At 65.9% G+C, this 11,620-nt stretch carries 14 protein-coding genes; 8 read left to right on the forward strand and 6 right to left on the reverse strand.

Annotated elements, in window-relative coordinates:
- Positions 1-8 precede the first annotated feature (8 nt).
- The 7 genes from D6C00_RS14675 to D6C00_RS14705 are packed head-to-tail and all read left to right on the forward strand — an operon-like array spanning position 9 to position 5,267.
- Positions 9-365 carry an ATP synthase subunit C gene (locus D6C00_RS14675; RefSeq protein WP_125182570.1) on the forward strand — a complete coding sequence of 119 codons (357 nt, stop codon included), beginning with the start codon at positions 9-11 and terminating at the stop codon, positions 363-365.
- On the forward strand, positions 362-667 hold the full coding sequence (locus tag D6C00_RS14680) for a V-type ATP synthase subunit F (protein WP_125182571.1): 306 nt from the start codon (positions 362-364) through the stop codon (positions 665-667). Before D6C00_RS14675 ends, D6C00_RS14680 begins: the two co-directional genes overlap by 4 nt.
- A complete protein-coding gene (locus D6C00_RS14685) occupies positions 664-1,308 on the forward strand; it encodes a V-type ATP synthase subunit E family protein (RefSeq protein WP_125182572.1) in 645 nt (214 codons plus the stop codon). The genes D6C00_RS14680 and D6C00_RS14685 overlap by 4 nt, the downstream gene beginning before the upstream one ends.
- Positions 1,301-3,052: a V-type ATP synthase subunit A gene (locus tag D6C00_RS14690; protein ID WP_125182573.1), complete on the forward strand. Its 1,752-nt coding sequence runs from the start codon at positions 1,301-1,303 to the stop codon at positions 3,050-3,052. Before D6C00_RS14685 ends, D6C00_RS14690 begins: the two co-directional genes overlap by 8 nt.
- Entirely contained in the window at positions 3,042-4,427 is a 1,386-nt protein-coding gene (locus tag D6C00_RS14695; protein WP_125182574.1) for a V-type ATP synthase subunit B, read from the forward strand. The genes D6C00_RS14690 and D6C00_RS14695 overlap by 11 nt, the downstream gene beginning before the upstream one ends.
- Positions 4,420-5,022: a V-type ATP synthase subunit D gene (locus tag D6C00_RS14700; protein WP_125182575.1), complete on the forward strand. Its 603-nt coding sequence runs from the start codon at positions 4,420-4,422 to the stop codon at positions 5,020-5,022. Before D6C00_RS14695 ends, D6C00_RS14700 begins: the two co-directional genes overlap by 8 nt.
- A 14-nt stretch (positions 5,023-5,036) precedes the next feature.
- On the forward strand, positions 5,037-5,267 hold the full coding sequence (locus D6C00_RS14705) for a DUF2835 family protein (protein WP_125182576.1): 231 nt from the start codon (positions 5,037-5,039) through the stop codon (positions 5,265-5,267).
- A gap of 222 nt (positions 5,268-5,489) precedes the next feature.
- On the opposite strand, the gene D6C00_RS14710 is transcribed toward D6C00_RS14705, so the two are convergent.
- Positions 5,490-6,050: a 2OG-Fe(II) oxygenase family protein gene (locus D6C00_RS14710; RefSeq protein WP_125182577.1), complete on the reverse strand. Its 561-nt coding sequence runs from the start codon at positions 6,048-6,050 to the stop codon at positions 5,490-5,492.
- 41 nt (positions 6,051-6,091) lie between these two features.
- Between D6C00_RS14710 and D6C00_RS14715 the strand changes: the two genes are divergently transcribed.
- Complete coding sequence (locus D6C00_RS14715) at positions 6,092-6,511, forward strand: HIT domain-containing protein (RefSeq protein ID WP_125182578.1); 420 nt, start codon at positions 6,092-6,094, stop codon at positions 6,509-6,511.
- Between the two features lie 65 nt (positions 6,512-6,576).
- Here the strand turns inward: D6C00_RS14715 and D6C00_RS14720 are convergent, their stop codons facing one another.
- From D6C00_RS14720 to D6C00_RS14740, 5 genes are all read right to left on the reverse strand, one after another.
- Entirely contained in the window at positions 6,577-8,400 is a 1,824-nt protein-coding gene (locus D6C00_RS14720; protein WP_125182579.1) for a cation:proton antiporter, read from the reverse strand.
- Between the two features lie 142 nt (positions 8,401-8,542).
- Positions 8,543-9,145, reverse strand: coding sequence for a Tll0287-like domain-containing protein (locus tag D6C00_RS14725; protein ID WP_125182580.1), 603 nt, complete (start codon positions 9,143-9,145; stop codon positions 8,543-8,545).
- Positions 9,146-9,253: 108 nt separating this feature from the next.
- The gene (locus D6C00_RS14730) at positions 9,254-9,796 is read right to left on the reverse strand and encodes a DUF882 domain-containing protein (RefSeq protein ID WP_125182581.1); all 543 of its coding nucleotides are present in this window, start codon (positions 9,794-9,796) and stop codon (positions 9,254-9,256) included.
- Between the two features lie 119 nt (positions 9,797-9,915).
- Entirely contained in the window at positions 9,916-10,698 is a 783-nt protein-coding gene (locus D6C00_RS14735) for a L,D-transpeptidase family protein (RefSeq protein WP_125182582.1), read from the reverse strand.
- A gap of 6 nt (positions 10,699-10,704) precedes the next feature.
- Positions 10,705-11,559, reverse strand: coding sequence for a L,D-transpeptidase scaffold domain-containing protein (locus D6C00_RS14740; protein ID WP_158675455.1), 855 nt, complete (start codon positions 11,557-11,559; stop codon positions 10,705-10,707).
- Positions 11,560-11,620: the final 61 nt, after the last annotated feature.

The following is an 11,620-nucleotide window of genomic DNA, read 5'->3' on the forward strand; positions in this document are numbered from 1 at the left end:
GAACAACCATGCGTCGCTATCGTTTCGCCCTCGGGATGACCGCCGTGACCCTGGTCTGGGCCGTACTGGGTTCGCTGCTGCTGTGGCTGCCGGGTCTGGGCCTGGCCGAAACGGCTACTGCAGTGGCGGCCGGGATCGATCCGGAGGTCCGCCAGTGGGGCTACATGGCCGCAGCCCTGGCCACCGGCCTGTCGTCGCTGGGCGCCGGCTTCGCCGTGGCCTCGGTGGGCAGCGCCGCCGTCGGCGCCATCGCCGAGAAACCCGAGGTCTTCGGCCGTACCCTGATCTTCGTCGGTCTGGCCGAGGGTATCGCCATCTACGGCCTGATCATTTCCATTCTGATCCTCAACGCGCTCACGGGATGAGCACACCGCACTACATCGGTGACGCCGACACCGCGGCCGCCCTGCGCCTGGCGGGCGTGCAGGTCTATGTCCCCGGTGAGGAAGAAGACCCCGTGGCGCTGTTCGAACAGTACCTGGGCGAGACCGATTTCCTGCTGCTGGGCACGGCCTTCGCCCGCCGGCTGCCGCCGGAGACCCTGAAGGCGGCGCTCAAGGCGGGCCAGCCGCTGGTGGCGGTAATCCCGGACGTGCTGGGCGAAGAGGACTTCGTCGGCGAGTCCGTACGGCTACGCCGGGAGCTGGGCTGGGGCAGCGCGTCATGACGCCCGATGTACAGACCAGCACCGAGGCGCTGCGCCGGTTGATCCGGGAGAGCGCCGAGGCCCAGTGCCGCGACATCGAACAGCAGACCCGGACCGAGGCCCGCGACCTGCTGCGGCGGGCCCGCCGCGAGGCCCGCGAACGGGTGCATCAGGCCATCGAGCACGAACGCCAGCAGCACACCGAGCGCCTGGACCACGCACGCGCCGCGCTGGAAAGCCACGAACGTCAGCAGTTGCTGGAAACCACCCGCCGCACCCTTTCCCGCGCCTGGCAGGAACTGGAAGGCATGCTCGCCGCCCTGTGGCAGGCACACGAATGCCGCGGCGAATGGGTCCGCAGCCTGTTCGAACAGGCCCTGGAACGGCTGCCCGCCGGCCATTGGCGCATCGAGCATCCCGTACCCTTCCCCGAGGAGATCGACAGCGACTGGCAGCGCCGCCTGCGTGAACATTGCGGCGAGGAACCGGAATGGATCGCACGCGCGGAGATCAGCGCCGGGCTGCGCATCCGCGTCGGCGGCGTGCATCTGGATGCCACCCTGGACGGTCTGCTGGCTGACCGCGCACTGCTGGAGGCGCGGCTGCTGGATCACATCGAACACTGCATCGACAGCGAACAGGGGGACACACCCCATGGCTGAGGCACGTCTGCACTGGGTCTCGGGGCCGGTCATCCGCGCCGTACCCGAGGGCGACTTCGCCGTCAACGAGGCGGTGCTGATCGGCGAGCGCCGGCTGCTGGGCGAGATCATCCGTCTGACCCGCGAGGAGATTGTCATCCAGGTCTACGAGGACACCACCGGCCTGCGCCCCGGCGTGCGTATCCGCGGCACCGGCTATCCGCTGTCGGTGAAACTCGGCCCTGCCCTGCTGGGCAACATCTTCGATGGTCTGCTGCGGCCGCTGGCCGGCGGTGAGGCGATCCACGTCGAGCCCGGCATGCGCGCCGCCCCCGAGCAGACCTTCGCCTTCTGTCCCCGGCTGAAGGATGGCGACACGGTCGCAGGCGGCGAGGTCTTTGGCGAGGTCAGCCGCAACGGGGTAACCCAGCGGGTGCTGATCCCGCCCGATGTCGCCGGCAAGGTCAGCCATATCGAACCCGACGGCGACTACAGTGACAACGCCGGGCTGGTCACAGTGAAGGCTGCCGATGGCAAGACACACACGGTGGGCATGCAGCACACCTGGCCGGTGCGCGTGCCTCGCCCGGTGACCCGGCGATTGCCGCCGGACCGGCCCATGATCACCGGCCAGCGCATCCTGGATACCCTCTTCCCCATCGCCCGCGGCGGCAAGGCGGCCCTGCCCGGCGGCTTCGGCACCGGCAAGACGGTACTGCAGGAAAGCCTGGCCAAATGGTGCGACGCCGACATCATCATCTATGTGGGCTGTGGCGAACGCGGCAACGAAATGGCCGGCGTGCTGCACGAGTTCCCGCAGCTGCAGGATCCACGCACCGGCCGCTCGCTGATGGAGCGTACCCTGATCATCGCCAATACTTCCAACATGCCGGTGGCCGCGCGCGAGGCCAGTATCTATACCGGCGTGACAGTGGCCGAGTACTTCCGCGACCAGGGCCTGCACGTGGCTTTGATGGCCGATTCCACCAGCCGCTGGGCCGAGGCGCTGCGCGAGGTCTCGGGCCGGCTGGGCGAACTGCCCGGCGAGGCCGGCTACCCGGCCTATCTCAGCAGCCGCCTGGCCAGCTTCTATGAACGCGCCGGCCGGGTCACCGCGCTCAACGGCGAAGAAGGCTCGCTGTCGATCATCGGTGCTGTCAGTCCGCCCTCAGGGGATTTTTCCGAGCCGGTCACCACCCACACCAAGCGTTATGTGCGCAGCTTCTGGGGACTGGACCGCGAGCGCGCCCAGGCCCGCTTCTATCCCGCCGTGCACCCGCTGCAGTCCTATGCCGAGGCGGTCGACGAGCTGGCCGGCTGGTGGCGCGAGCGCGGCAGCCCGCACTGGCGCGAACGCCGCGCCCGGCTGCTGAAGATCCTGGAGGAACAGGATCAGCTCGAGCGGATGGCGCGCATTGTCGGCAAGGATGCCCTGCCCCCGCGCCAGCAGTGCATCCTGCTGGCCGGCGAGCTGATCAACCAGGGCTACCTGATGCAGTCCTCCTTCTCCCCGACCGACCGCTACGCCTCGCCCGAACGCCAGTCGGTGATGCTGGGGCTGATCACCCGCTACATCGACCTGGCATTGCAGGCGGTGGAACAGGGCACCAGTGTGGACACCCTGCGCGGCATGCCCATCCTGCGCAAGCTCCAGCGCATGAAGGAGGACCTGGGCGAGGAGGCGCTGGACGATTACGCCGAACTCGAGCACGAGCTGGACGACGCCTTTGCAGCACTCAAACCGGAGACCGTCCATGAAGGCTGACCTGTACGCCGCCGGCAACGCCACCCGCATCGACGGCCCGCTGCTGTTCCTGGAGCGCAGTCTGGACGTGGGCCTGAACGAGGCCGTGGAGGTCAGCGGTGCCGACGGCCGGCCGCGGTTGGGGCGGGTATCCGCCCTGGACGATGACTTCATGACCATCGAGGTGCTGGAGACCACCCAGGGGCTGGCGCTGAACGAGACCCGGGTACGCTTTCGCGGCGCACCTCTGCATTTCAGCCTCGGGCCGGACCTGCTGGGGCGCGTGTATGACGGCGTCGGCCGGGTCATCGACGGCGGTCCGCCCATCGCCGCCGAACAGCACCTGCGCATCGAGGGCATGGCGCTGAACCCGGCGCGGCGCGCCAGCCCGGCGGATTTCATCGAGACCGGCATCAGCAGCATCGACATCATGGACAGCCTGGTGCGCGGCCAGAAACTGCCCATTTTCTCCGGCGGCGGCCTGCCGCACGATGCCCTCGCCATCCAGCTCGCGCGCCAGTCACGGCTGCGCGGCGATGACGCCGGGCGCTTCTCCATCGTCTTCGCCGGCATCGGCATCCCGCACGACACCGCCGAACAGTTCCGCACCGCCATGGAACGCAGCGGCGCGCTGGGCCACACCGCCCTGTTCCTGAACCTGGCCTCGGACTCCAGCGTGCAACGCCTGCTCACCCCGCGCTTTGCGCTGACCGCGGCCGAATACCTCGCCTACGAGCTGGGCCACCACGTGCTGGTCATCCTCACGGATATCACCAACTACTGCGAGGCCCTGCGTGAGGTCTCTGCCAGCCACGGCGAGATCCCCAGCCGCAAGGGCTATCCGGGCTACATGTACTCGGATCTCGCCACCCTGTACGAACGCGCCGGCATCATCGAGGGGCGCCCGGGCTCTCTGACCCAGATTCCCATCCTCAGCATGCCCTCGGACGACATCAGCCACCCCATCCCCGATCTCACCGGCTACATCACCGAGGGCCAGATCGTGCTCGACCGCAATCTGCACCGGCGCGGCCTGTACCCGCCGGTGAAGGTGCTGCCCAGCCTCTCACGGCTGATGAAGGACGGCACCGGGCGCGGCTTCACCCACGAGGATCACCCTGACCTGGCCAACCAGCTCTATGCGGCCTATGCCCGCGCCGTGCAGGTGCGGGTACTGGCCAATGTGGTGGGCGAGGACGGCCTGACCGAGACCGACCGCTACTACCTGCGTTTCGGTGACAGCTTCGAACACGAGTTCATCGCCCAGGAGGAACGCCGCGGCCTGGAGGCCAGCATGGAGATCGGCTGGCGCCTGCTCGCCGCCCTGCCCGCCTCCGAGCTGCACCGCCTCAGCGACGCCCAGATCGCAAAATACATCGAGCCGCACCATGGTTGAGCAGGCCACCACTCACGCCGACCTGCTGGAGCTGCGCGACGAACGCGGCGTAATGCAGGAGGGTTTTCATTTCCTGGATGAGAAGCGGTTGATGCTGGCCACGGAATGCCAGCGCGAACTCAATGCACTGGAGGCGCTGGAGATCGATGCCGTGACCGGTCGGGAGCGGGTACGCGAGGCGCTGCGTGCCCTGGTGCGGGAACAGGGCCTGGCCGGCAGCCGCACCCTGCCGTCGGTACTGAAACTGACGACCGACTTTCACTTTCTGCACCGCAATTTCCTCGGCACCCGTGTGCTCAGCGGCGATCCGGGCCTGCTGGAGGAGCCGGTCAGGCAACCGGGCCCGGAGGCGCCGGGACGCGACTGCGCCGAGGCGGTGGTCGAATGGCTGCACCGGCTGGCGCGCATGGCGGTGCTGACGCATAATCTGACCGAACTGGTGGCCGACTACCGCCGCACTGAACGTCGCGCCCGGGCCATCGAGGACGTGCTGCTGCCCGAAAACAAACAACGCATCCAGGAGCTGGAGGACCGGCTCGAGGACATCGACCAGGAAGAGGCCATCCGCGTGCGCCTGTCCGGGTCACGTGACTGAATCCGCAAACCCGCATGAGCAATCAACGCCTGCGCATCCACCTGGCGCTGTCGTCCGAGGAGGTGCTGCGCTACTACCGCGGCGAAGTCGACAGTGTCATTGCCTGGACGCCGGGCGGGATCTCGGTGCGCTTTCCCGTCGAGGCGCTGCGACCGCATGTGCTGCAGAACGGCGTACAGGGCTGGTTTGAGCTGGAGTTCGACAGCAACCGGAAATTCGTCGCTCTGCATCGGATATCGGGCTGATGCCGGCAACAGCCTGGGAAGCTTCGTCATTGCGAGTACCCAGAGGGCATAAACGAAGCGAAGCAATCTCATACAGCAGAATCAATCGGCTGGAGATTGCCGCGGCGCTACGCGCCATAGAACCCCTTCGGGCTTCATCATGGCTACCCCACCCTTCGGGTCAGGGTATCGCAATGACGAACCGATCAGAGATTCCCTTGCCTCTGCGATCAATACACGCTCCTACAACACCTCGTTACGCCCTGCATTGATCCCCACCGACAGCCGATTCATGTCGGCAAGGTTCGGTGTCACCCAGTGCAGTGTATCCGGCGCGAAGAAGACCATCCGCCCGGCCCGGGGCCGGACCAGCACACGCTGTCCGTCCTCTTCCAGCACCAGGCAGCCCGAATCGGGCGGCACCTCCACATAGTAGACACCGGAGAGGAGCTCATCATCGTCGTCGTGAGTGTGCTGCAGGGTGCGGCTGCCTGGCGGCATGTCGTTGAACCAGAACCCGGCCCGGTAGTCCCACGGATCGCCATCGTGCAGTCGGGCGGTCACCGCACAGGCGGCCTCCAGCACCGGTTCGATCGCCGGCAGGCGTTCGCGGCCAATATAGATGTTCTCGTAACGGCCCTCGAAAAAATGACTGCGTCGCTCCGCACCAACGGCGAGCTGTTCGCGATAGGCGCGAAGCAGATCGCGGTTCAGGGCCCCGGCTTCGGGCAGATCCAGGACCCACACAGGCGGACGGTCGCGCAGCTCGGTCGGGGATGGCATCATGCGGAAAACTTCATTCATACAGGGCTCAGGCCCGACGGATCAGGACTGACAATTCTACCATGACGCAACTCCACCCCCGACTCCAGCAGGACTGTCACTACGTCAGCCGCCTGGACCTGTGCCATCTGCTGCTGATGAACGACTGCAATTACCCCTGGTGCATTCTGGTTCCGGACCGGGACGGCATCACCGAGATCCATCAGCTGGAGGAGGCCGACCAGCAGCAGCTGATCCGCGAGTCCTCACGCCTGGCCCGCGGCCTGACACAGCTGTATCGACCCGACAAGCTCAACATCGCCGCCATCGGCAACCTGGTGCCGCAGCTGCATCTGCATCATGTGGTGCGTTATACCGGCGATCCGGCCTGGCCGAAGCCGGTCTGGGGCCATGCTCCCGCCCGTCCCTACACAGATGAAGCGGCGCACGAGTCGATTGCACGACTGCAATCGGTCATGGCCCGATCCGGGCATGATGGGTGAAGGCACATCGTGCCGCGACCCATCACCGGAACAGGCACGATGGGTTCCGCTGCGCCCCACCCATCCTACGCCGGCGCTTGCGCTTCCGGCTCCGGTTGCCCCTTTTCCTCCTCGGCCCTGACCAGACTCAGCAGCGTCCAACCCGGCCCGAACTCCAGCTCCTTGTCCTCGACGATCACCTGCAGCCTGCCGCGCGGGTCGAGCGCAAACAGCAGGATGCCCTTATCGAAGTATTTTTCATAATAGGCATCGAAGTCGAAGTTCTCGCTCAGCTTGGTTTCGTGCATCTCGGCACCGAGGCTGATCCACTCGGCCAGATGCTGGTAGGTCAGCTCCTGGCTGAAGGCGATATAGCCCGCTTCGGGCTTGTCCTGTGCCTTCTCGCCCTCTTCCCTGCTGAGCAGCGTATAGAGATTCCCTTCGCCGAATTCACGCCGATAGCGCACCACCGCCAGTGCATTGACCTCGCGCTGCGGCGACAGCGCCAGCAGCCGGCCCAGTCCGACCAGGTCCAGTCGCCGGTCGGCATCCTGGGACACCGGGTGACCGTAGAAGGTCTTCAAACCGTGCATGCGTGCAGTGCGCACATAGGACCAGTTGGTGTCGCACAGCAGACAGTCATAGTCATGCTTGACCAGGCTCTCGGCCAGGGTGCGGGCAACGGGATTCGCGCCGACGATGAGAAAACCGCGCGGCTCGGGCTCGGCCACCTTCAGTAACCGTGCCAGCAGTCCGGCGGTCGCGCTCTGCAGGACCACGGTGCCGATGATGACAATGAAGGTCAGGGGCACCAGCATGTCGGCCTCGGGATAGCCCTGCTGCTGCAACTGCAGCGAGAAGATCGCCGCCACGGCCGCCGCCACGATGCCGCGCGGGGCGATCCAGGACAGCAGCGCGCGCTCGCGCCAGTTGAGGCTGGAACCGAAGGCCGACACCATCACCTTCAGCGGCCGGGCCACGAACTGCAGTACGGCGAGCACCGCCAGCGCCGGCCAGCCGAGCGCCTGGATCTGGCCCAGGTCGAGCCGGGCCGCCAGCAGGATGAACAGCCCGGAGATCAGCAATACACTCAGGCTTTCCTTGAAATTGAGGATATGCTCGATGTTCAGGTCCTTCCGGTTGGCCAGCCAGATGCCCATCACGGTCACGCTGAGCAGTCCGGACTCGGCCATCAGGGTATCGGAGACGGCGAATACCACGAACACCAGCACCAGGGCCGCGACATTGTGCAGGTACTCCGGCATCAGGTGCCGACGCAGGATCTGCTCCAGGGCAATGCCGCCCCCGCCGCCGACCAGCACCCCGACCAGGATGGTCTTGGCGAACTGTAACAGGGTGTGCTCCAGCGCCTGGCCGCCCTGGCCGGAGATGATGAACTCGAACACCAGCACCGCCAGCAGCGCGCCCAGTGGATCGATGACGATGCCCTCCCAGCGCAGGATGTTGCTGATGCGGGCATTGGGCCGCACGGTGCGCAGCATGGGCACGATCACGGTTGGCCCGGTCACCACCATGATGGCGCCGAACAGAATGGCCAGTTCGAGGGGGAAGGCAAGCAGGTAGTAGGTCGCTGCGCTGACCACCGCCCAGGTCACCAGCACACCGCTGCTGACCATGCGCCGCACCACCGTCTCCAGCCCGACGATCTCACGAAAACGCAGGGTCAGCGCTCCTTCGAACAGGATCACGCCGACCGACAGGGAAATGATAGGGAACAGCAACTCGCCGAACAGGGCGTCCGGGTTCAGCCAGCCGGTCATCGGCCCGGCGACGATGCCGGTGAGCAGCAGGAACAGAATCGCCGGCAACTTGACCCACCAGGCGAACCACTGGCAGAGAATGGCCAGCAGGCCGATCAGGGCGAGGGTCAGCATGATGTCGGTGTGCATGCAGTGCGACTCGTATGGGTAAAGCCGCAGTCTATGCAATGTTTATGAGGGGAACAACATTCAATGCAGCGGGTGCCAGGGGCATGCCCTCACCCCTGCCCTCTCCCGGTTACGGGAGAGGGCAGCAGAACCGCGCGGAACCTCAGCTGCCTTCAGCCTCCACCGGCTGCTTGATGCTCACCGCGCCGCGTACCTGGCCGGCGCTGTAGCCGACGGCCCGATCGTGGGGATAGGCCGACTCAATGGCCTGTCTGACCTCGGCCGGCATCTGCTCACGGGCGCCGTGACAGGTCAGGCACACCGGTTTGGTGCCGATGGCCTTCATATAACGGAAATAGCGCTGGCCATCGGCCTCGGTCACCACTTCGGTGAACTCGAGTTCGGCCGGTTTCCTGCCCGCCTCGACCTGGTGTTGGAACTCCTCCAGCACCCCGGCTTCCCAGTCATCCGGCATGCCCAGCATGGGGTTGCGCACCCGGTCGCTGACGCGGGTCACGCGCCAGCCGTTGCGCCGTGACAGTTCACCGGCGATCTGCGGGGCCACGTCGCGGCAGACGGTGATGGCCGCAGCCGGGCCGGCGGTTTTCATCTCCTGCTGCAGAGTGCCGCCCAGCTTCTGGATCAGTTCCATGGAGGCATTGCGCGCCGCCTCGGTCCGTGCGGCCTCATCCACCTCGGCCAGGGCCGGGCCGGTGCCGGCCACGAGTGCTGACAGCAGCAGCGTCTTCAGGATGTTTCCGTGCATGGTGATCTCCTTGATCGTTCAGGCCTGCCGGTAAGTCTAGCCGACAGTGCCCACGGCCGACTTGGCCTGGATCAAGAATCAACACGATACGGGTGGCGAAGCCGCCTGTTACCAGAACCGCACCCGGCCGGTATCCAAGTGGACGAAGTTGGATTGCGGATAGTAGCCCACGCCGCCGGCCTGCAGGGTCAGCGCCGCCTCGCGCAGCTTCGACAGCTTCACGCCCGGCAGGCGGATGTCGATGGCGCGGCCCTGCATGTGCAGGCTGCGCTTGGCCACGCCGCTGCTCTGACCGCGCAGCATGGCGTTGGTTGAGGGCGAGCGGTAGCCCGAAATGACCTGATAGGGCCGCTCCACCCCGACCTGGCGCTGCAGCAGATAGAGCTGATCGAGCAGGGCCGGATCCATGTCCCAGACCTCGCCGCTGCGGTGATCACGCAGCAGATGATTCAGATCGGCCAGGGCCGAACCGGCATAATCGCCGTCGCGCCAGTAGACCACTTCGGTGGATTCACCGGTGTGCAGATTGTGCAGGGCCAGTTCGCGCCGCGTCGGCGTTCCGATGCGTGCCAGTGCTGCCGGGCTGCCCAGAAGCGCGCCCAGGCCAGCAATATTCTTGATAAAACCACGTCGATTCAAATGCTTGGTCATGAAAAATCCGTCTCGTTCATTTCCGGGTCAGACACAGTTATGCATTGCCCGTGCCAAGGATCAGGCCCCAGTATACCGCCCTGACAGGGAAATACCGGGAAGCCGTTCAGAAAATCGGGTTATTGCGCGGCCGGCTCCGATTGCGCCTGCGCCTCGCGCCACTGCGCCATGCGCCGATCCCGGCCATAGACGTCGTTGACGAAATGCGCCCGGCCGTCGTCATCGACCCAGACCGTCCAGTACAGGATGTACACCGGCAGGGGCTCACCCAGCCGGACATCGAGGGTTTCACCACTGGCGATCAGGTGGCGGATCACCGCGACGTTCCAGTCACCCCCGGTTCCGGCCAGCACTCGCTCAGCCAGTGCGACCGGTTCCTCCACCCGGATACAACCGGAGCTGAAGGTGCGCACGGTGCGCTCGAACAGATGCCGCGCCGGTGTGTCGTGCAGATAGACATCGAAACGGTTTGGCAGCATGAACTTGAGCCGCCCAAGACTGTTCTGCGGGCCCGGGTCCTGGCGCAGGCGATAGGGGAACTGCACCGGACGCACCCGCTGCCAGTCGATCTCGGCGGGATCTATCTCGCGCGCATCCTCGCCCCAGCCGTCCAGGATACGGTAGCCGTTGGCGGCGAGATAGCCGGGATCAGCGATCTGCTGCGGCAGCAGATCCTCGCGCATGTTGCGTTCGGGGACGTTCCAATAGGGATTGAACACCAGGTAGCGCAGCCGGCCGACGAAGGCCGGTGTCGAGCGGTACGGCTTGCCGATGATCACCCGCATGTCCTGCATGACCTCATCGTGTTCTACCAGCTGCAGGCGGAAACCGGCAATGTTGACCATGATATAGCGTGGGCCGAGATCGCGCGGCAGCCAGCGCCAGCGCTCCAGGTTGAGCATGATCTGCTAGATGCGCTCCGTCGCCGTCACGTTCAGCGCCTGCAGGGTAGCCGGGCCGACGATACCGTCGGGCTCGATGCCGCGCAGTTGCTGGAACAGCTTCAGCGTCTGTTCCAGATCGGGATCGAACAGGTATTCATCGCCCTCCCAGTTCACCGGAAAGCCTTCCAGCCATAGCCGCTGGCGCAGCGGGGCCACACGCAGGTCGCGCTCGCCCGGCCGCAGCAGCGGCCCGGATTCCAGTACCGGCCAGCCGCCGCTGGCGGCCAGGCTGCGATAGCGGGCCAGCAGGTCCTGCAGCAGCCGGTACTCGGGGTGCGGCGGTGTCAGGGCCGCGAGCGTCGCTTCCAGGCGGCCGTTCTCAAGCACCCGGGACAACAGTGCCTCGGCATCAAGACTGCCCGGTTCGATGTGCCAGGCGGGATCGATCAGCTGCGGGCGGTTGCGGCCACTGTACAGATGTCTGGCATAGGCCAGAAAGGCATCGGTCAGCAGGACATCGATCTGGGCCAGGTCAGCACCCGGTCCGCTAGGTAGAAGCGCCATCAGTTCGTGCAGATGATAATCGCTGACCGACAGGCCATGTTCGGGACTCTGCTCAAGGATCGCGAGCAGTTCCTTCGCGGCCGGCACCGGTCGGCGGCCGAACATATCCCACCAGACCGGAAGGTAGCCGCGCTGTGAATAGAAACGCTGCAGCGCCTCCCAGTCCAGGCCCCGGCAGGTCAGCTGCGCCTCGGCGCGGGTGACGAAACGCTCGATCCCGTTGCGCAGGTCGACGCTGTCGGGACCGATGGCGGCCACCGGCCAGACCGTCAGCAGCAGGACGAGCGTGAGCAGACGGCGGACAATATTGGGCAAAAATGATTCAGACACGATTTTGAACAGTAATGGAGCGATCCGGATGACCCGGCTGCAGGGC

Source organism: Thiohalobacter thiocyanaticus (genome assembly GCF_003932505.1).
Lineage (GTDB): Bacteria > Pseudomonadota > Gammaproteobacteria > Thiohalobacterales > Thiohalobacteraceae > Thiohalobacter > Thiohalobacter thiocyanaticus.